Below are 19859 nucleotides of genomic sequence, written 5' to 3' on the forward strand. Positions count from 1 at the left end.
TGCCAGACTTGCCTCATGCCCGTACTCGAACCGAATCCCCCGCAGCCGCAGCGGCGGTTGCTGATCATCTTCGGCCTCATGATGGGCGTCCCCGCGGTCGTCGCGGTCGTCGCCACCATCGCCGCCCGCATGGGCTAGTCGGCCTGCCGGCCCCGGTCACGACCCGTACCGGCCCCCGTCGCCGAGCCGTTCCGGCGCGTGACCCCGACGCCGGCCCGTACCGGACCCTGAGGAGGGGGTGGGGACAACCCCACCATCCCTAGGGGGCCAGGGTCAGGGTCAAGTGGGTGGACGACCGGATGGGCCGTCCCGCGCCGCCCCCGTAGCGTCGAACTGCACACAGCGATCCGGCAGTTCGACGGTCCCAGCTCGGAGGCGGCCACCGTGACCACGCAGTCCCCGCACCTGTACCAGCGGCAGTCCCGGTCGGCCGGCGCCGCGTCCCGCGCCGAGCGCGGCACCGGCAAGGCGGCGGCGCAGACGCGCCTGCCGTGGTGGGCGGTGGCCCTGCCGGTGACGGCGTTCGCGGTCCTGCTCGCACTGCTGAGCGGGGGAGCCGCGCAGGCCTCGACGACCGCCTCCGGCGGCGGCGAGCTGTTCGGGCGGCTCGCCGCGGTGTTCGGCACGCTGCTGCAGCACCTGATCTGAGCCGGCCGCGAGCCCCGGCCGAGCCCGGGACGCCGGACGGGACCGCGCGCACCGCCGCGCGCCTCACAGCCCGCAGGGGGCGGTGTCTCCCGGGCGAACGGCGGATTCCCGCCGACCTGGAGAGACCGGTCATCCCGCGCCCGCCGGCCGGAATTCTGGAAAGCTGACAGGCATGACCGCCGATTCGCCCCGCACCATCGTCCTGCTCAGGCATGCCAAGGCCGACTGGCCGTCCGTACCGGACCACGAGCGTCCGCTGGCCGAACGCGGCCGCCTGGACGCCCCCGCGGCCGGCCGCCGCTTCACCGACGACGGCATCACCCCCGACCTGGCCGTGTGCTCCACCGCCGTCCGCACCCGCGATACCTGGAAGCTCGTCGCGCACGAGATGACGCACCGCCCCAGGACGGTCTACGAGGAGCGGCTCTACGACGCCCGGCTGGGTGACCTGATCGCCCTGGTCGGCGAGACCCCCGAGGACGTGGACTCGCTCCTGCTGATCGGCCACAACCCGGGCATGCACGCCCTGGCCGAGGCGCTGGCGGGATCCGCGGAGGGCGACGCGGGAGCCCGGATGAAGAGCGGGGGATTCCCCACCGCGGCCTTCGCCGTCGTGACGTTCACCGGGCCGTGGAAGTCCGTGGAGCACGGCGTGGGCCGGCTGACCGGCTTCTGGACCCCGCACGAGGCGTAGCGTGGGCCGCACGCCGGACGCACCGCGCGTTCGCCTGCGGGACGCACCCTGGACGCAGGGCCGCCACGAGCGCATCCGGCATCCCCGCGAGCCGCTGCCGCGGTGCCGGTCGGTGGGGGTGTCAGTCGGTGGGGGTGCCGTCCACCTCGTCGGCGGACTCGATCTCCTCGCGGGTGATCCCGAGCAGGTACAGCACCGTGTCGAGGAAGGGCACGTTCACCGCGGTGTCGGCCGCCTGGCGCACCACCGGCTTGGCGTTGAAGGCCACGCCGAGCCCGGCGGCGTTGAGCATGTCCAGGTCGTTCGCGCCGTCGCCGATCGCCACCGTCTGGCTCAACGGCACGCCCGCGAGCTGGGCGAAGGCCCGCAGCAGCCGCGCCTTCCCGGCCCGGTCCACGATCGGGCCGACCACCTTGCCGGTCAGCCGTCCGTCCACCACCTCAAGGGTGTTGGCCGCCGCGAAGTCCAGCCCGAGCCGCTCCTTGAGGTCGTCGGTCACCTGGGTGAACCCGCCCGAGACCACGCCGACCTGGTAGCCGAGCCGCTTGAGCGTCCGTACCAGGGTGCGGGCGCCCGGGGTGAGCCGCACCTCGGCACGGACCTTGTCCACCACGGACGCGTCCAGGCCCGCCAGCAGCGCCACCCGGGCGTGCAGCGACTGCTCGAAGTCGAGCTCGCCGCGCATCGCCGCCGCGGTCACCTCGGCGACCTGCTCCTCGCACCCGGCGTGCGCCGCGAACAGCTCGATCACCTCGTCCTGGATGAGGGTCGAGTCCACGTCCATGACGACCAGGCGCTGGGCCCGGCGCTGCAGTCCCGACGGCACCACCGCCACGTCCACCCCGCGGGCGGCTGCCTCCAGCGCCAGCGCGGAGCGCAGCGTGGTGTGCTCGGCGCCGGACACCGCGAACTCCACCGCGGTCACCGGGTACTTCGCCAGCCGGAAGATCCGGTCGATGTTGCCGCCGGCGCCGGTGATCAGAGCCGCTATGGCCGCGACCGCCTCCGGCGCGAGCGGGCGGCCGAGCACCGTGACGTGCGAACGGCCCTCGCCGCGCGGACGGTTGTCGCCGATCCCGGAGATGATCTCGGCCTGCATCTTCATCGACTCGGCCCAGCCGTGCACCGTGACGCGCAGGTCGCTCTCCGCGCCGCGGGCGGTGGGCACGGTGACCAGCGCGCACAGCACGATCCGGCCCCGCGTGACCACCTGCTCGATGTCGACGACGTCCACGTCGTAACCGGCCAGCGTGTCGAAGAGGCCCGCGGTGAGGCCGGGCCGGTCCTTGCCGAAGATCTTGACCAGGAGGGTCGGCGCGTCGGCCGCGGGAAGCGTGGGGACGATCTCGTCCCCGGCGGCTGCCGGTGGGGTCTGCGGGGCGTCGTTCATGGTGTTCCCACCGTAGCCGCCGTCCGTCTGACGGGCACCCGCCGTCCCGCCTGACGGTCACCTGCCGTCCCGGCTGGCGGACACCCGCGGGCCGTCCGGAGAGCGGTCCGCCGTGCCGTGCACCGAGCCGTGTGCCGAGCCGTGCCGTGCGCTGCCCAGGAGCCGTGCGCCGGCCGTACCCCCGAGCCGATGCGCTGCGCCCGCGGCCGGGCGCCGGACCGAAGGCGTCCGGTGACGGAACCGGCGTTGCACACAGCGCGTCGTGGGGCGTGGAGGGTGGCTATCGGCGACGGATCCGAGCCTGAAATAGTTCCTCCCGATGTTCGCTAACCCTAGACTGCCCCTCCATGGGGGACTTCGGGGGACAACAAATGGGGCATGGGGTGCCTGAACTCGTACTCGAACTCAATGGACAGACCTGGCCGCTGGACCCGTCACGGTCCTACAGCCTCGGCCGGGACCCGCAGGGCGACCTCGTGCTCGACGACGCGAGAGTGTCCTGGCGGCACGCCACGATCCGCCGCGCTGAACGCGGTTGGCTGCTGGAGGACCTCGGCAGCACCAACGGCACCTTCGTCCAGGGCCAGCGCGTCCAGCACGCGGACGTCGGCCCGGGAGCCGTGATCAACCTCGGCAACGCGACCGACGGACCACGGTTGAACTTCACGGCCCCCGCGGGGGCCGGTGTCGGCGCTGGTGCGCCGGGGGTGGTCGCGGGGGCCACCCCGGCCCAGGCCGCACCCGCCGCGCCGCCGGTCGCACCGCAGCAGCCGGCCGGCTACCCGCAGGCTCCGCCGCAGCAGCCGCAACCGCAGTACCAACCCCCGCAGCAGCAGCCGCAGATGTACGCCGGCCAGCAGCAGGGCCTGCCGCAGCAGCCGGGCATACCGCCGCAGGGGCCCGGGGGTTGGGGCGCGCCGCCCGCGCAGGTCCCGCCGCAGCAGGCGGGATGGGGGCAGCAGCCGCAGCAACCGCCCGCGCAGCAACCGCAACAGCCGCAGGGCGCACCGGCATTCCACGGTGAGCGCAGCCCGACCACCTTCCACCAACTGGCGCTGGGCCGGGTGATGAAGATCGGCCGTGCGCGGGAGAACGAACTGGTCGTCACCGACCTCCAGGTCTCCCGCTACCACGCGGAGTTCCGCGCGCACCCCGACGGCCGGTACGAGATCGCCGACCTGGGCAGCCACAACGGCACCTACGTCAACGGCCAGCCGATCCAGCGCCACCTGCTGGGCCCCAACGACATCGTCGGTGTCGGCCACTCCACCTTCCGGCTGGTCGGCGACCGCCTCGAGGAGTTCGTCGACAACGGCGCCGTGTCGTTCTCCGCGCGCCGCCTCTCGGTCACCGTGCCGCACGGCAAGACCACGAAGACGATCCTGAAGGACGTCTCCTTCGGGGTGCCGGAGAAGTCGCTGATCGGCGTCATCGGCCCGTCCGGCTCCGGCAAGTCGACCCTGCTGCGGGCGCTGACCGGGTACCGCCCCGCCAACCAGGGCGAGGTGCTGTACGACAACCGCAACCTGTACAAGCAGTTCGCCGAACTGCGCCAGCGCATCGGCCTGGTCCCGCAGGACGACATCCTGCACAAGGAGCTCCAGGTCAGGACCGCGCTGCGGTACGCCGCGAAGCTCCGCTTCCCCGGTGACACCGCGACCGCCGAACGCGAGGCGCGGATCGACGAGGTGCTGCGCGAGCTGAAGCTCGACATCCACGCGGACAAGAAGGTCACCTCGCTCTCCGGCGGCCAGCGCAAGCGCGTCTCGGTCGCCCTGGAGCTGCTGACGAAGCCGTCGCTGATCTTCCTGGACGAGCCGACCTCCGGCCTGGACCCGGGCATGGACCGCGACGTGATGAAGCTCCTGCGCGGGCTCGCCGACGACGGCCGCACCGTCCTGGTCGTCACCCACTCGGTGGCGGAACTGGCGCTGTGCGACAAGCTCCTGGTCATGGCGCCGGGCGGCTCGGTGGCGTACTTCGGCCCGCCGGACGAGGCGCTGACCTTCTTCGGCTACGACAACTGGGCCGACGTCTTCTCCGCCTTCGAGAACTACCGCGACTACGACTGGTCCGGCCGCTGGCGCGGTTCGCAGCATTACCAGACGTACGCGGCCGAGCTGGACCAGTCGGCCCCGCAGCAGGCCCACTACATCCCGTACCAGGCGGCCCGGCCGCCCAAGCCGCAGGGCTGGGGCTCGCAGCTGTTCACGCTGGTGCGCCGCTACCTGTCGGTGATCCTCTCCGACCGGGGCTTCATCGGGCTGATGGTGATCCTGCCGGCGGTGCTCGGGGTGGTGAGCATCCTCATCCCCGCCGACAACGGGCTCGGCCCCGGCAAGCCGCCGCTGTTCACCAACAAGGACGCCGGCACCATCCTGATGATCCTCGCGGTCGGCGCGTGCTTCGCCGGCGCGGCCAACTCCGTCCGCGAGCTGATCAAGGAACGTGTGATCTACGAGCGGGAACGCGCGGTCGGGCTCTCCCGGTCGGCGTACCTGATGTCGAAGGTCATCGTCCTCGGCCTGATCACCGCGCTGCAGGGCGCCATCATCTGCGGCATCGGCTTCGCGCCGCGCAAGATGCCCACCCAGGGCGTCATCCTGCACAGCCACCCGGGCATCGAGATGACCCTGGTCATCATGGTCTTCGGCTTCACCTCGATGATGGTCGGCCTGATCATCTCGGCGCTGGTGAAGACCGCGGAGAAGACGATGCCGCTGCTGGTCATGTTCGCCATCGTGCAGATCGTCTTCACCGGGGTGCTCTTCCAGCTCTACGGCAAGCCCGGGGTGGAGCAGCTGTCGTGGCTGATGCCGGCCCGCTGGGCGGTGGCCGGCACCGGCGCCACCGCGAGCCTGAACGTGCTGCTCCCGTGGGACCCGACGCACAAGACGCACGACGCGCTGTGGCAGCACACCGCGCACACCTGGACGCTGGACGTCGTGGTGCTGCTGGTGATGGCCACGCTGTGCGGCGTCGTCGTCGCCCGGCTGCTGCGCCGGCACGAGCCGGAGGTCATGCGGAAGTAGGCGCGGTGCGGCACCTGCTGCGCGGTGCGGCCCGCTGACGGGGCAACGCGGCGCATGCGAAAGGGCGGTGGGACTTCTCGTCCCACCGCCCTTTTTCGTGTGTGCGTTTCCAGCGGCTCAGCGGCTCAGCGGTGCGGTGAATCCGCCGGTCAGTACGCCGAGTTCACGTTGTCCATGCCGCCGTACACGTGGTACGCGTAGTTGCAGGCGGCGGCGATGTTGGCGACCGGGTTGTAGACGTTCCACGAGGTACCGGAGACGTGGTACGCGTTGAAGGTGGGGTCGATCGTCTGGAGCAGGCCCTTGGAGGGAATGCCCTTCGCCGCGTTCGAGTCCCACAGGTTGATCGCGTTCGGGTTGCCGGACGACTCACGTATGACATTGCGGTAAATGCCGTTGTAGGTCGGGACCGGAATACCGTGCGACGCCAGGTCGGACTGGGCCTCGCGGATCCAGCCGTCCAGGTTGTTCGGGTAGGTCACCACGGCCTTCTTGGGGGCGGTGGTGGCCTGCGCGACGGGAACAGCCTTCTTGATCACCGGCGCGGCCTTCTTGACCACGGGCGTGGTGTGCTTGATGACGACGCGCTTGGTGGAGCGGTTGGCCGCTTCCTTCGCGCGCTCGGCGGCGTCCGCCGCCGCCTTCTTCTTCGCGGCGGCCGCGTCGGCGGCCTTCTTCTTCGCCGCGGCGGCGTCGGCGGCCGCCTTCTTCTTGGCAGCAGCCACGTCGGCCACGGCCTTCTTCTGCGCGGCGGCCTGGTCGGAGATGGCCTTCTGCGAGGCCATGCCGGACTTGGCGCCGACACTCTTGACCTGGTCGCCGGTGGAGACGGAGAACCCAGTCGGGTCGCCTGCGGCGACAGCCGACCCACCAGCGGTCGCCTCGAGACCGGTGACTGTCAGTGCAACGGCCGCGGCGGCGGCGACACCGGCCACCGTGATCTTGTGCTTCCTGTTCAGCCGGCCGATCTTCGGGATCGTGGGGAGCTGCATGCGGGATTACCTCTTCCGATTGGGACCCGAGAATTGTTAGAGGGTCCGAAATCGGGGGTCAATGAGACTTCCTACGAGTCGAACTCGTAGATCCCGCGGCCGGCGCCGGTCGACTTTGCCGGGTTTTGACGGGTGTTTCGGTGATCGAATTCAACTAAGCCGCTTAGTATGTGACGCAGGTCCTATAGGTGAGGTCACACGGGGGCACCCCCTGCGTCGCGGAAGGTGACGGAGGGGGTGCTTTATGTGACGCTTATTCGGCTGTCGAAATGCCTTACGGCAGGAGCAGGTTGACGTCCCCGAACTCGTGCCAGAGATAACGGCCGCGCAACGCCTCGGCGTAGACCCGCGCCAGCAGCTGCTCGCCGGACACGGCCCGCAGCATCAGCAGGTGCGATGCCTCCGGCTCGTGCAGCCCGGTCAGCAGGCCGTCCACCGCGCGTACCCCGCGCTCCGGGGTGACCACCAGCTCCGTCCAGCCGTGCGCGGCCCGCACCGTCCCGCGCTCGTCCGACGCCGTCTCCAGCGCGCGCACGGCCGTGGTGCCGACCGCCACCACCCGGCCGCCGGCCGCCCGGGCCGCGTTCACCTGCCATGCGGTGCTCGCCGGGACGGTGAACGGTTCCGCGTACGGCGGCTCGTGCGCCTCGGCCGACGCCACCCCGGTGTGCAGCTCGATCGGCGCGAGCTGCACGCCCCGGCTGACCAGCTCCGTGACCAGCGGCGCGGTGAAGGGCCGGCCCGCGCTCGGCATCTCCGCCGAGGCGCGCCCGTCGGCCGACGGCGTGCCGAAGACCGTCTGGTACGCCGACAGCGGCTGGTCGCGCGCCGTGTAGCCGTAGCGGATCGGCCGTCCGTGCCGCTGCAGGTGCCGCACCACGTCCGGCACCCGCACCGACGCGACCCACAACCGGTCGGCGTCCGGGACGAGCGGCCGCTCCAGCACCAGGCGCCCGCCGCCGGCCAGCCGCACCTCGGCGCCGGCCGGTCCGCCGGGCCGGCGCACGGTGGAGCCGCGGCCGTCGGGGGAGCGCACCTCCACCACCCAGCGGCCGTCGTCGCGCCGGGTGGAGAAGTGCACCACCACCAGGGCGCCCGTCGCCGGGTCCGCGCCCAGCTCCGCCATCCGCCCGTTCAGTGCGGCGGGCAGCGTCCTCGACGTGTTGACCACCAACACGTCGCCCGCCCGCAGCAGCCCGGGCAGCTCCCGGAAGCCGTGGTGGGTCACCTCGCCGCTGCCCCGCCGTCCCACCAGCAGGCGGACCGCGTCCCGGCGCGGCGCGGGCGCCGCGGCCAGCAGCTCCGGCGGCAGCCGCAGGTCCGCCAGGCTCCCGGCGTCCACCCGGGCCGCCTCGGTGTCGCACGTCTCGCACACGACCGCCGGTGCCGCCGCGCTCATCGGTCCTCCTCCGGGCCGGCCAGGTCGGCGGCGACGTAGCGGCCGCTGGCCGCCGGTCCGTCCAGCAGCCGCAGCACGGCCGGGGCGACCTGCTCGGGCAGCAGGCGCTCCCCGAAGTCGGGGTCGTCCGGCACCGCCGCCGCGTACAGCCCGGTCCGCAGGTCGCCCGGGTCCACCCACCAGACGCGGACGGCGGGCTCCTCCTCGGCCAGGACCGCCGAGAGGTGGTCGAGCGCGGCCTTGCTCGCCCCGTAGCCGCCCCACGTCGGGTACGCCTCGACGGCCGCGTCGGAGCTGATGTTCAGCACCGCGCCGCCGGTCGCGCGCAGCTCCGGCAGCAGCGCCCGGGTCAGCGCGAAGGGCGCGGTGACGTTGGTCTCCAGCGCTTGGCGCAGCCCCTCCTCGGTGAGGTCGGCCAGCGGGACCAGCGGCTCGGCGCCCAGCGCGCTCGCGTTGTTGACCAGCAGGTCCGGGCCGGCGCCGCCGCTCAGCTCGCGAGCCGCCGCGACCAGCTCGGTCCGGTGGGCGGGAGCCGTCACATCGCCGGCGACCACCCGCACCCGGCTGCGTACCGTCCGTTCCGGCGCCGGGGTCGCCACCACCGTGCCGCTCGCGTGCTTGTCCCCTTTATAGGGAATCGCGGGCAATACGTCTGAAATGAGTGATTTCGTATGATCTGGACGATCGCGCTCCAGGTCCCGCGCCGCCGCCGACAGTGTGTCCGCGTCGCGGCCGTCCAGTACCAGATCCCAGCCGCGCCCGGCCAGCTCCTCGGCCAGCGCCCGGCCCAGCCCGCGCGACGCGCCCGTGATGATCGCCACCGGCATGGTTCCCGCCTCCCGTCACGGCCCGGCGAGGCAGCCGGACCCGATGCCCTCACCGTAGGAACGCCGCCGGTGCCCACGCCTCGGGCCGCCGCCCCAACCGGCGCGGGCCCTTGGCCCTAGGACGGGCGGACCAGGACGGTCCGTCCGACGGCGCATACGGCCCGTCACCTGCGCGGGTACCGTGGGGAGCATGTCCAACCGGACGCCGAGAGGCGGTATCGAAGCGGTGAGCGCCGCGATCCTCGCGATGAACCGCCGGCTGGAGGTGCGCGAGGTGCTGCAGACCATCGTGGCCTCCGCCCGGGAACTGCTCGGCGCGCAGTACGCGGCGCTCGGCGTCCCCGACGACCACGGCGGCTTCGCCCAGTTCGTCGTCGACGGGGTGAGCGACGAGCAGTGGAAGGCGATCGGCCCGCTGCCCCGGCAGCACGGCGTGCTCGCCGCGATGCTCCACGAGGCCACCCCGCAGCGCCTCACCGACGTCCGCGACTTCGAGAGCTTCGCCGGCTGGCCGCGCGCCCACCCCGTCATGAAGGACTTCATCGGCATGCCGGTGGCCGACGGCGAGGAGATCCTCGGCGCGATCTTCCTCGCCAACAAGACCTGCCCGAAGCCCTCCGACGCCTCCTGCGGGTTCACGCAGGAGGACGAGGACCTGCTGCGCATCCTCGCCGACCACGCCGCCATAGCCCTGACCAACGCCCGGCTGCACGAGCGCAGCCGCGAGCTGACGCTGGCCGGCGAGCGGGCCAGGATCGCCCACGAGCTGCACGACGCGGTCTCCCAGAAGCTGTTCTCCCTGCGGCTGACCGCCCAGGCGTCCGCGGCGCTGATCGACACCGCGCCCGGCCGGGCCAAGGAGGAGATCCGGCAGGTCGCGGCGCTGGCCGCCGAGGCGGCCGACGAGCTGCGCGCCGTGGTCGTCGAGCTGCGCCCGGCCGCCCTCGACGAGGACGGGCTGGTGGCGACCCTGCGCACAGAGGCCGATGTCCTGGACCGGGTGCACTCGGCGAGCGTCACGTTCCACGCCTTCCGGATCCGCGCGCTGCCCGCGCCCCAGGAGGAGGCCCTGCTGCGGGTGGCCCAGGAGGCCACCCACAACGCGCTGCGCCACGCCCACCCCCGCACCGTCGCCGTCACCCTCGAAGGGAACGGCAGGGGGGCCAGGCTGCGCATCCGCGACGACGGCCGCGGCTTCGACCCCACCGCCGTGCGCCGGGCCGGACGCCATCTCGGCCTGGTCTCCATGCGGGACCGCGCCGACGGCGTCGGCGGTTCGCTCACCGTGCAATCGGAGCCCGGCAAGGGCACCGTCATCGAGATGGAGGTGCCAGGTGGCTGACAACGCGATCAGGGTGCTGCTCGTGGACGACCACCAGGTGGTCCGCCGCGGCCTGCGGACCTTCCTCGAGGTCCAGGGCGACATCGAGGTCGTCGGCGAGGCCGGCGACGGCGACGAAGGGGTGGCCCGCGCCCTGGAGCTGCGCCCCGACGTGATCCTGATGGACGTCAAGATGCCCGGCACCGACGGCATCGAGGCCCTCCGGCTGCTGCACGAGGCGGAGAGCCCCGCCCGGGTCCTGATCGTGACCAGCTTCACCGAGAAGCGCACCGTCGTCCCCGCGCTGCGGGCCGGCGCCGCGGGGTACGTCTACAAGGACGTCGACCCGGTCGCGCTCGCGGACGCGATCCGCTCGGTGCACGCCGGGCACGTCCTGCTCCAGCCCGAGGTGGCCGGGGCGCTGCTCGCCCGGGACGAACCCGCCCATGGCACCGGTCGCGGCAACGCCCTGACCGACCGCGAACGCGAGGTCCTCGGCCTGATCGCCGACGGACGCTCCAACCGCGAGATCGCCCGCGCCCTGGTGCTCTCCGAGAAGACCGTGAAGACCCACGTGTCGAACATCCTCATGAAGCTCGACCTCGCCGACCGTACGCAGGCCGCCTTGTGGGCGGTGCGCAACGGCGTGGGCGGCTGAAGCGCGCTCCGCCGCGGGCGCCGAGGCGCCACGCCCGTACACCCGCGCTTGGCGGAGTGAGATTCATACTGTCGGGTGTATGTCTCCCGGGTCGCGCATCCGAAGTCTCGGCGATCCGTTCTGCATGGCGTGCCGCGGCGGATGGCCGCGGTGCGTCCCGCAAGGAGGAAGTTCCCAGTGAAGAACCTGAAGAAGGCCGCGACCATCACCTTCGTGGCAGGTGGCATCATCGCCGCCGGTGCCGGTGCGGCCTCGGCCAGCTCGGGCGCTGAGGGTGCCGCCGTGAAGTCCCCGGGTGTCATCTCCGGCAACGTCGCGGAGGTCCCGGTGCACGTGCCGGTCAACGTGACGGGCGACACGATCAACGTGATCGGCCTGCTCAACCCGGCCTTCGGCGACACCAGCGCCAACATGTGACACCGGCTGCCGTCCGCAACCGGGCGGCGCCACCCGCGGGCCCCGCAGCCGACGTCCCCGTACGTCGCCGCGGGGCCCGCGCGTCGGTGACGGGGCCGGCGTGGTGGCCGCCCCGGACCCGGAGCGGCCGACGCACACCGTCACGGCCGGCGCCTCTCCGCCTCCTCCACGTACGCGTTGTACGCCGCGACCTGCGCGCGGCGGGCGGTCCGCTCCACCGGCCGCAGCAACTCCGCGCGGGTCGCGATCTGCGAGGCGCTCACCGCCCCGCCGTGCCCGTCGGACGCTATCGACACCAGCGCCGCCACCCGCTGCGCGAGCTCCAGCACCCGCACCGCGCGCGGCGGGTAGCCCGGCGCCAGCACCTCCCGGCCGCGTTCGGCCCGCGCCCGGTACGCGTCCAGCGCCGCCTGGGCGGCCGGACCCGCGCCGGCCACGTCCAGCTGCGCCAGCGCGTCGGTGGCGTCACGCAGCGCCTCCGCCAGTTCCCGCTCCGCCTCGCCGAGCGAGGGCACGTCGGCCGGCGGTGCGTCCCGTACCGGCAGGCACTGCCACTCCACGTGCAGATCGCCGGCCGGTCCGGCCTCGTGGACCTCCGGCACGAGGCCGACGAAGAGCGCGCCCACCGTCAGCACCGCCTCACCGGCCGCCATCGCACGGGCGTTGAACTCCGGCGGGCCACTCAGCCCCAACGGGTGCCCGGACACCGGCAGTGCCAGCCGCAGGCCGGTGACACCCAGCGCCCGGAGCCTGCCGAGCGCGAGGGTCAGCCCGACCGGTGCCGGTTCGCCCGGCAGTCCGGCGACGCGGTGCACCGCGTCCCCGGCCGCGATCCGCTCAGCAACGTCATCAGGGGCGGCAAGTCCGGCAAGCAGGGCATTTCCCCACGCCGCCAGCCGTCCTGAACGAGGTTCATCAAGCATGCCCCCAGCCTATGGACTGGACCCGTCGCGCGGTGGCGTAAGTTTTCCCCGGGGGTTGTTCCTTCCGGCCCGTGCCGATCCCGGCACACCGACATGCCGAGACTGCCGAGATGCAATGGGAGACAACGCGCTCATGAGCGATGTGCTGGAGCTGGTGGACGTATCCGTGGTCCGCGACGGACGGGCTCTGGTCGACGAGGTCTCCTGGTCGGTCGCCGAGGGGGAGCGGTGGGTCATCCTCGGGCCCAACGGCGCCGGGAAGACCACCCTGCTGAGCGTCGCCTCCAGCTACCTCTTCCCGAGCACGGGCACCGTGCAGATCCTCGGCGAGAAGCTCGGCAGCGTCGACGTCTTCGACCTGCGGCCGCGGATCGGCATGGCCGGCGCCGCCATGGCCGAGAAGATGCCGCGCCGCCAGACCGTCCTGGAGACCGTGCTCACCGCCGCCTACGGGATGACCGCCACCTGGCACGAGGGGTACGAGCAGGTCGACGAGGAGCGCGCCCGCGCCTTCCTCGACCGGCTCGGCATGACCGAGTTCCTCGACCGCAAGTTCGGCACCCTCTCCGAGGGCGAGCGCAAGCGCACCCTGATCGCCCGCGCGATGATGGCCGACCCCGAGCTGCTGCTGCTCGACGAGCCCGCGGCCGGCCTCGACCTCGGCGGCCGCGAGGACCTGGTCCGGCGGCTCGGCCGGCTCGCCCGCGACCCGATCGCGCCCTCCATGATCATGGTGACCCACCACGTCGAGGAGATCGCACCCGGCTTCACCCACGTGCTGATGATCCGCCAGGGCAAGGTGATCGCGGCCGGTCCGCTGGAGACCGAACTCAGCTCCCGGAACCTGTCCCGCTGCTTCGGCCTCCCGCTCGTCGTCGAGCGCCGCGGCGACCGCTGGACCGCCGCCGGGCTGCCGCTGAAGTAGTCGCCCCGCCTGCGCCCTGCCGCAACCGGGGTGCGTACGCCTACGATTGGCGTCGTGGACGCATGGGTGTGGTGGTTGGTGGCCGCGGCGGGACTGGGCATCCCGCTGGTGATCACGGCGATGCCCGAGTTCGGCATGTTCGCGGTCGGGGCGATCGGCGGAGCGGTCACCGCGGGTCTCGGCGGCGGGATCGTCGTCCAGGTCGTCGTCTTCGTCCTGGTCTCCGTGGCGCTGCTCGTCTTCGTCCGGCCGCTCGCGTACCGCAACCGCCAGCGCCCCGACCAGCGCAGCGGCGTCGAAGCCCTCAAGGGCAAGCAGGCCGTCGTGCTCGAACGGGTGGACGGCGGCGCGGGCGGCAGGATCAAGCTCGCCGGGGAGATCTGGTCGGCCCGCTCCCTGGAGCACGACCGCGTCTTCGACCCCGGCCAGCACGTGGACGTGGTCGAGATCGACGGAGCCACCGCCGTCGTCATGTAGACGGCCCACCCGGCAGCCGAAGCCGTCCCGCAACCGGAGCCGTTCGACTGCCGAAGCCGGCCGACAACCGAAGAGCAGTACCGCGGATCAGCGCACCCCGCTGCCAACAGGCCGCCGCGCACCGGGAATTCGCCGAACCGACCCGCAACACGCCTACTGTCTGCGACAATTGATCATGTCAGATCACTGGTAGACCCTGCTCCATCCGCACTCAACCGGCGCCGGAGTGACCATGCAGCCCATCATCATCGTCCTCATCATCCTGGTGGTGCTCGTCTTCATCGCGCTGATCAGGACGGTCCAGGTCATCCCGCAGGCCAGCGCCGCCATCGTCGAGCGCTTCGGCCGCTACACCCGAACCCTCAGCGCCGGACTGAACATCGTCGTCCCCTTCATCGACACCATCCGCAACCGCATCGACCTGCGCGAGCAGGTCGTGCCGTTCCCCCCGCAGCCGGTGATCACCCAGGACAACCTGGTGGTGAACATCGACACGGTCATCTACTACCAGGTCACCGACGCCCGGGCCGCCACGTACGAAGTCGCCAGCTACATCCAGGCGATCGAGCAGCTCACCGTCACCACGCTGCGCAACATCATCGGCGGCATGGACCTGGAGCGCACCCTGACCTCCCGCGAGGAGATCAACGCGGCGCTGCGCGGTGTCCTCGACGAGGCCACCGGCAAGTGGGGCATCCGCGTCAACCGCGTCGAGCTCAAGGCGATCGAGCCGCCCACCTCCATCCAGGACTCGATGGAGAAGCAGATGCGCGCCGACCGTGACAAGCGCGCCGCGATCCTCACCGCCGAGGGCATCCGGCAGTCCCAGATCCTCACCGCCGAGGGCGAGAAGCAGTCCTCGATCCTGCGCGCCGAAGGTGACGCGCGGGCCGCCGCGCTGCGCGCCGAGGGCGAGGCCCAGGCGATCCGCACCGTCTTCGAGTCCATCCACGCCGGCGACCCGGACCAGAAGCTCCTCGCCTACCAGTACCTCCAGATGCTGCCGAAGATCGCCGAGGGCGACGCCAACAAGCTGTGGATCATCCCCAGCGAACTCAACGACGCCCTCAAGGGCCTCGGCGGCATGGTGAACCTCCCCGGCATGTCCGGAAACGGGGGCAACGGCGCCGGCTCGGCCCCCGCCACCACCCCGGCGCCCCGCCGCGAGGCCCCGCCCTTCGACAAGGACTGACCCCTCACCGGTGTGACATGATCGCTGCGCACCCCTCGACCGTCAACGGCGGGGAGGACGCGCACAGATCATGGAGAGCCGATGTCGCCAGCAGAAGCCGTCGCCGTCCTCGCTGCCGGGATCGGGGCGGGCACCATCAACACCATCGTGGGCTCCGGCACCCTGATCACCTTCCCGGTCCTGCTCGCCGTCGGGCTGCCCCCGGTCACCGCGAACGTCTCCAACACCCTCGGCCTGGTGCCCGGTTCGGTCACCGGCGCCATCGGCTACCGGAAGGAACTCGCGGGCCAGCGCGACCGGTTGCTGCGGCTGGGCGGCGCCTGCGTGGTCGGCGGCGCGACCGGCGCCCTGCTCCTGGTCAACCTGCCGTCCGGGGCGTTCCACGCGATCGTGCCGGTCCTCATCGGCATCGCCCTGGTCATGGTCGTCCTGCAACCGCGCCTGACCCGCGTGATCCAGGCGCGCCGGCAGCGCAAGGGGTCCGCCGCCCCCGTGAACGGCGGACCCGTCCTCCTGCTCGGCATGCTCCTCGCCAGCGTGTACGGCGGCTACTTCGGCGCCGCGCAGGGGGTCCTGTACCTCTCCCTGATGGGGCTGCTGCTCGACGAGACGCTCCAGCGGATCAACGGTCTGAAGAACGTGCTCGCCGCGACGGTCAACGGCATCGCGGCGCTGTTCTTCATCGTCATCGCCCACATGGACTGGGTCGCCGTCGCCCTCATCGCGGCCGGCGCCACCGTCGGCGGGCTGATCGGCGCCCGGGTGGGGCGCCGCCTCCCGCCGACGGCGCTGCGCGGCCTCATCGTCGCCGTGGGCATCGCGGCGATCGTCCAACTGCTGCTGAAATAGTGCCCGCCCGCGCCGGGACCGCGCCCGGCGGCCGGCTCAGGCCGGCACCGCCAGCCACTCCGGCAGGTCGGTCCGGTCCCGGGTGCCCAGCGCGAGCAGCAGCGCGTCGGCCGGTGTCGGCTCGAACGGCCGCACCAGCAGCCGCATCCCGGCCTGCTCCGGCGTACGGTCCGCCTTGCGCTGGTTGTCCTCCGAGCACGCGGCCACCGTGTTCAGCCAGGTGTCGCCCCCACCGCGCGAGCGCGGCTGCACGTGGTCGACGGTCGTGGCCCGCCGCCCGCAGTACGCGCAGCGGTGCCGGTCACGGACCAGCACGCCCCGGCGCGACCACGGCGCCCGTTGTCGGAACGGCACCCTGACGTAGCGGCACAGCCGGATCACCTGCGGCATCGGTACGTCCACCCGCGCCGCGCGGACCCGGAGACCGGGGTGGGCCTGCTCGACGACCGCCTTGTCCTGCATCACCAGCACGACCGCACGCCGCAGCGACACCGTCGACAGCGGCTCGAAACTCGCATTCAGCACCAGCGTCTCACGCATTTCCGCCCACCTCCCGGGTCTTTCAGGTGGGTCCACTGTGCCCCCGACGCCAGCCCCGGACAACGGGGTTTCCGGCTGCGTACGGGCCGCGCGGCGGCAGCGTACGGGCCGCGGCCGCGACCGCGGCCCGTACAAGCCGCCGGGTTTCCGGGCCGGGCCTCAGCCGGCTTCGGCCGGCACCTCGTACACGCCGATCAGCTGGGCCCGGGCCAGCGCGTGGAAGCGCAGGTTGAAGCCGATCACCGCGGGCGACGCGTCCGCGTCCGGCCCGAGCTTCTCCGCGTCCACCGCGTACACCGTGAACACGTAGCGGTGCGGGCCGTCACCGGGCGGCGGGGCGGCCCCGCCGAAGTCCCGCGTCCCGTAGTCGTTGCGCACCTGCACCGCACCCGCCGGCAGCCCCGCGAAGTCGCCCGACCCGGCACCGGCCGGCAGCTCGGTCACCGACACCGGGATGTCGAACACCGACCAGTGCCAGAAACCACTGCCGGTCGGCGCGTCCGGGTCGTAGCAGGACACCGCGAAACTCCGGGTCTCCGCCGGGAACCCCTCCCACCGCAGGTGCGGCGACGTGTTCCCGCCGGCGAACACCTGGTCGTCCTTGAGCACCGCATCCGGCGCCAGATCATCGCTGACCACCGTGAACGCCGGTACCGGCGGGTGGAAGTCATGGGGGAGCGGACGTCGCGCTTGCTCGGTCACCTCGACACCTCCTGTTGAGAACGAAACGAGCCGGCCCCGAGCCTAGGGCCTGTCGTGTGGATCTCCGCGGCGTCCGCGCCGCCCGCGCACGCACCCACCCGTCCACTACGCTCCTGCTTCGTGAGCACGCCACCCGAACGGACCCCGCTGGAGCGCTCGTTCTTCGACCGGCCCGTCCTGGAGATCGCTCCCGACCTGCTCGGTCGCACCCTCGTGCGCAGCACCGACGCCGGCCCGATCGAGCTCCGGCTCACCGAGGTCGAGGCGTACGACGGCCCCAATGACCCCGGCTCGCACGCCTACCGGGGCCGCACCGACCGCAACGCCGTGATGTTCGGCCCGCCCGGCCACACCTACGTCTACTTCACCTACGGCATGTGGTTCTGCCTCAACCTGGTGTGCGGCCCGGTGGGCACGCCCAGCGGGGTCCTGCTCCGGGCCGGCCGGATCACCGCCGGCCTGGACCTCGCCCGGCCGCGCCGCCCCACCTCCCGCAAGGACAGCGACCTCGCCCAGGGCCCGGCCCGGCTCGCCACCGCCATCGGCGTCGACCGCACCCTCAACGGTGCCGACGCCTGCTCCGAGGACGGCGGACCGTTCCGGATCCTGGCCGGTGACCCGCCTGAGGCGGTCGCCGTCCGCAGCGGCCCCCGTACCGGGGTCGGCGGGGGCGGCGCGGACCACCCCTGGCGCTACTGGATCGACGGCGACCCCACGGTCAGCCCCTACCGCGCGCACGTCCCGCGCAAGCGCCGCTGACGGAGAGCGGATAATCGAATGGCCGGAACCACGTACTCTCGGACACCCTGGAACCGGGAGCCCGGCCACCCGGCCAGGCAACCAGGACACCAGGCGCTCGGGCCGCCGAGCCGCCCGGGCCGAGCAGGTCGCAGACCCAAGGAGACACGGACAACGTGACGGACATCGTCGACGAGCTGCGGTGGCGGGGCGTCCTCGCCCAGACCACCGACGAGGAAGCCCTGCGCAAGGCGCTCGCGGACGGTCCCCTCACCCTCTATTGCGGGTTCGACCCGACCGCGGCCAGTCTCCACGTCGGGCATCTCACCCAGATCCTCGCGCTGCGCCGCTTCCAGCTCGCCGGCCACCGGCCGATCGCCCTCGTGGGCGGTGCCACCGGCCTGATCGGCGACCCCAAGCCCAGCGCAGAACGGGTGCTCAACGACGTCGAGACCGTCCAGGGCTGGGTCGGCGCGCTGCGCGGCCAGCTCTCCGCGTTCCTCGACTTCGACACCCCCGGCCCCACGCAGGCCGTCATGGCCAACAACTACCAGTGGACCGAGGGCGTCTCGGCCCTCGCGCTGCTGCGCGACTACGGCAAGCACTTCAGCGTCAACCAGATGCTCGCCCGCGAGACGGTCAAGAGCCGGCTCGACGGCGAGGGGATGAGCTACACCGAGTTCAGCTACGTGATCCTCCAGTCGCTGGACTACCTGGAGCTGTACAAGGCGTACGGCTGCACGCTGCAGATCGGCGGCAGCGACCAGTGGGGCAACATCACCGCCGGCCTCGACCTGATCCGCCGGATCCTCGGCAACCAGCCGCACGGCCCGGCGCACGCCCTCACCCAGGTACTGCTCACCAAGGCGGACGGCACCAAGTTCGGCAAGACCGAGGGCGGTGCGGTGTGGCTCGACCCGGAGCTGACCACGCCGTACGCCTTCTACCAGTTCTGGCTGAACGCGGACGACCGTGACATCACGCGCTACCTGCGCACCTTCAGCTTCCGGTCCCGCGAGGAGATCGAGGAGCTGGAGCGGAGCACGGCCGAGCGGCCGCAGGCCCGCGCCGCCCAGCGCGCGCTGGCCGAGGAGTTGACCACTCTGGTGCACGGCGCCGAGCAGTGCGCCGCCGTGGTCGCCGCGTCCAGGGCACTTTTCGGCCAGGGCGAACTCGCGGACCTCGACGAGCGCACCCTGGCGGCCGCGCTCAGCGAGCTGCCGCACGCCAGGATCGGCGAACTCGCCCCGGTGGCGGACCTGCTGACCCTGGTCGACCTGGCCCCGAGCAAGTCCGCCGCACGTCGGACCATCCGCGAGGGCGGCGCCTACGTCAACAACGCGAAGGTCGCCGGCGAGGACGCCGTACCGGTCCAAAGCGACCTGATCCACGGCCGATGGCTGGTGCTGCGCCGGGGCAAGCGCAACCTCGGAGCGGTCGAACTCGGCTGAGACGGCCGGAAATCCACGTTTGAGCGGCGGCCGAGCTTGACTCGGTCGCCGCTCGTGCGTAACGTAGTCCGAGCCGCTGAAACGGTGGGCCTGGTTCGCACGGGGCTCCGCCGGCCGAGCGGCCACCCACTACCTACGTCGCCCCGATCATCGGGTTGTTTTTTGGTGCGCCAAAATCCAATTCGGTGGAACCGATTATGAATCGGCTGGGGAATGGGGTACGGTAGTGGAACACGAAGGGAAAGCCCGGAGGAAAAGCCGGAAACGGTGGACCAAAGGAAGCTTCCGTTCCTTGAGAACTCAACAGCGTGCCAAAAGTCAACGCCAGATATGTTGATACCCCGTCCGGATCGGATTTCCGATCGGGATGTGGTTCCTTTGAAAAAGTCCTTTCCTGCCCGTTGGGGTGGGGGAGGCGACACAGCGAGGACGCTGTGCACCCGGGGATTATTCCTCCTCGTGGTGCCGCTCTTGCGTGTGTTTTCTTTCGAGAAAGCATTCACGGAGAGTTTGATCCTGGCTCAGGACGAACGCTGGCGGCGTGCTTAACACATGCAAGTCGAACGGTGAAGCCTTTCGGGGTGGATCAGTGGCGAACGGGTGAGTAACACGTGGGCAATCTGCCCTGCACTCTGGGACAAGCCCTGGAAACGGGGTCTAATACCGGATATTACCTGAGGGGGC

20 protein-coding genes and 1 rRNA gene are annotated in these 19859 nt (G+C 71.9%); 14 read left to right on the forward strand and 7 right to left on the reverse strand.

Annotation, left to right across the window (positions count from 1 at the left end):
* The first annotated feature begins 15 nt into the window (after positions 1-15).
* The 3 genes from C4U44_RS43185 (at position 16) to C4U44_RS03825 (ending at position 1342) form a co-directional block, all read left to right on the forward strand.
* Positions 16-138, forward strand: coding sequence for an SGM_5486 family transporter-associated protein (locus tag C4U44_RS43185; RefSeq protein ID WP_265737305.1), 123 nt, complete (start codon positions 16-18; stop codon positions 136-138).
* Between the two features lie 246 nt (positions 139-384).
* Complete coding sequence (locus tag C4U44_RS03820; protein ID WP_103884099.1) at positions 385-648, forward strand: hypothetical protein; 264 nt, start codon at positions 385-387, stop codon at positions 646-648.
* Between the two features lie 172 nt (positions 649-820).
* A complete protein-coding gene (locus tag C4U44_RS03825; RefSeq protein ID WP_103884100.1) occupies positions 821-1342 on the forward strand; it encodes a SixA phosphatase family protein in 522 nt (173 codons plus the stop codon).
* A gap of 121 nt (positions 1343-1463) precedes the next feature.
* Here C4U44_RS03825 and serB read toward each other — a convergent pair whose 3' ends face one another.
* Positions 1464-2732 (reverse strand): phosphoserine phosphatase SerB, encoded by a 1269-nt coding sequence (serB, locus tag C4U44_RS03830; protein WP_103884101.1) that lies wholly within the window; start codon positions 2730-2732, stop codon positions 1464-1466.
* A 371-nt stretch (positions 2733-3103) separates the two neighbouring features.
* Here serB and C4U44_RS03835 point away from each other — a divergent pair, with 371 nt between their 5' ends.
* Positions 3104-5764, forward strand: a complete 2661-nt coding sequence (locus C4U44_RS03835) for an FHA domain-containing protein (RefSeq protein ID WP_103884102.1) — start codon at positions 3104-3106, stop codon at positions 5762-5764.
* Positions 5765-5913: 149 nt separating this feature from the next.
* Here C4U44_RS03835 and C4U44_RS03840 read toward each other — a convergent pair whose 3' ends face one another.
* The 3 genes from C4U44_RS03840 to C4U44_RS03850 all read right to left on the reverse strand — a co-directional run bounded on the left by C4U44_RS03840 (position 5914) and on the right by C4U44_RS03850 (position 8982).
* Entirely contained in the window at positions 5914-6756 is an 843-nt protein-coding gene (locus tag C4U44_RS03840; RefSeq protein WP_103884103.1) for a transglycosylase SLT domain-containing protein, read from the reverse strand.
* A gap of 274 nt (positions 6757-7030) precedes the next feature.
* Positions 7031-8155, reverse strand: a complete 1125-nt coding sequence (locus tag C4U44_RS03845) for an S-adenosylmethionine:tRNA ribosyltransferase-isomerase (protein ID WP_200823121.1) — start codon at positions 8153-8155, stop codon at positions 7031-7033.
* Positions 8152-8982 (reverse strand): SDR family NAD(P)-dependent oxidoreductase, encoded by an 831-nt coding sequence (locus C4U44_RS03850; protein WP_103884104.1) that lies wholly within the window; start codon positions 8980-8982, stop codon positions 8152-8154. The genes C4U44_RS03845 and C4U44_RS03850 overlap by 4 nt, the downstream gene beginning before the upstream one ends.
* A 190-nt stretch (positions 8983-9172) precedes the next feature.
* Here C4U44_RS03850 and C4U44_RS03855 point away from each other — a divergent pair, with 190 nt between their 5' ends.
* The 3 genes from C4U44_RS03855 (at position 9173) to C4U44_RS03865 (ending at position 11378) form a co-directional block, all read left to right on the forward strand.
* A complete protein-coding gene (locus C4U44_RS03855; RefSeq protein ID WP_103884105.1) occupies positions 9173-10324 on the forward strand; it encodes a GAF domain-containing sensor histidine kinase in 1152 nt (383 codons plus the stop codon).
* Complete coding sequence (locus C4U44_RS03860) at positions 10317-10961, forward strand: response regulator (RefSeq protein ID WP_103884106.1); 645 nt, start codon at positions 10317-10319, stop codon at positions 10959-10961. Before C4U44_RS03855 ends, C4U44_RS03860 begins: the two co-directional genes overlap by 8 nt.
* Positions 10962-11138: 177 nt before the next feature.
* Positions 11139-11378, forward strand: a complete 240-nt coding sequence (locus C4U44_RS03865) for a chaplin (RefSeq protein WP_103884107.1) — start codon at positions 11139-11141, stop codon at positions 11376-11378.
* A gap of 140 nt (positions 11379-11518) precedes the next feature.
* Here the strand turns inward: C4U44_RS03865 and C4U44_RS03870 are convergent, their stop codons facing one another.
* On the reverse strand, positions 11519-12301 hold the full coding sequence (locus C4U44_RS03870; protein ID WP_103884108.1) for a hypothetical protein: 783 nt from the start codon (positions 12299-12301) through the stop codon (positions 11519-11521).
* A gap of 133 nt (positions 12302-12434) precedes the next feature.
* On the opposite strand from C4U44_RS03870, the gene C4U44_RS03875 reads away from it, so the two are divergent.
* The 4 genes from C4U44_RS03875 to C4U44_RS03890 all read left to right on the forward strand — a co-directional run bounded on the left by C4U44_RS03875 (position 12435) and on the right by C4U44_RS03890 (position 15744).
* On the forward strand, positions 12435-13226 hold the full coding sequence (locus C4U44_RS03875; RefSeq protein WP_103884204.1) for an ABC transporter ATP-binding protein: 792 nt from the start codon (positions 12435-12437) through the stop codon (positions 13224-13226).
* Positions 13227-13271: 45 nt separating this feature from the next.
* Complete coding sequence (locus C4U44_RS03880; RefSeq protein ID WP_103884205.1) at positions 13272-13703, forward strand: NfeD family protein; 432 nt, start codon at positions 13272-13274, stop codon at positions 13701-13703.
* Positions 13704-13935: 232 nt separating this feature from the next.
* Entirely contained in the window at positions 13936-14895 is a 960-nt protein-coding gene (locus C4U44_RS03885; protein WP_103884109.1) for an SPFH domain-containing protein, read from the forward strand.
* 81 nt (positions 14896-14976) lie between these two features.
* Complete coding sequence (locus C4U44_RS03890) at positions 14977-15744, forward strand: sulfite exporter TauE/SafE family protein (protein WP_103884110.1); 768 nt, start codon at positions 14977-14979, stop codon at positions 15742-15744.
* A gap of 36 nt (positions 15745-15780) precedes the next feature.
* Here the strand turns inward: C4U44_RS03890 and C4U44_RS03895 are convergent, their stop codons facing one another.
* Both C4U44_RS03895 and C4U44_RS03900 read right to left on the reverse strand, forming a co-directional pair.
* Positions 15781-16284, reverse strand: a complete 504-nt coding sequence (locus C4U44_RS03895; RefSeq protein ID WP_103884111.1) for an HNH endonuclease — start codon at positions 16282-16284, stop codon at positions 15781-15783.
* 159 nt (positions 16285-16443) lie between these two features.
* Positions 16444-16986 (reverse strand): YbhB/YbcL family Raf kinase inhibitor-like protein, encoded by a 543-nt coding sequence (locus tag C4U44_RS03900; RefSeq protein ID WP_103884112.1) that lies wholly within the window; start codon positions 16984-16986, stop codon positions 16444-16446.
* Positions 16987-17106: 120 nt separating this feature from the next.
* Here C4U44_RS03900 and C4U44_RS03905 point away from each other — a divergent pair, with 120 nt between their 5' ends.
* From C4U44_RS03905 to C4U44_RS03920, 3 genes are all read left to right on the forward strand, one after another.
* Positions 17107-17745, forward strand: a complete 639-nt coding sequence (locus tag C4U44_RS03905) for a DNA-3-methyladenine glycosylase (protein WP_103884206.1) — start codon at positions 17107-17109, stop codon at positions 17743-17745.
* 155 nt (positions 17746-17900) lie between these two features.
* Positions 17901-19175: a tyrosine--tRNA ligase gene (gene tyrS, locus C4U44_RS03910; protein WP_103884113.1), complete on the forward strand. Its 1275-nt coding sequence runs from the start codon at positions 17901-17903 to the stop codon at positions 19173-19175.
* Between the two features lie 498 nt (positions 19176-19673).
* Positions 19674-19859 (forward strand): 16S ribosomal RNA (locus C4U44_RS03920); the annotation flags it as partial.

Origin of the sequence: Actinacidiphila yanglinensis (assembly GCF_900107965.1) — a bacterium.
GTDB lineage: Bacteria > Actinomycetota > Actinomycetes > Streptomycetales > Streptomycetaceae > Actinacidiphila > Actinacidiphila yanglinensis.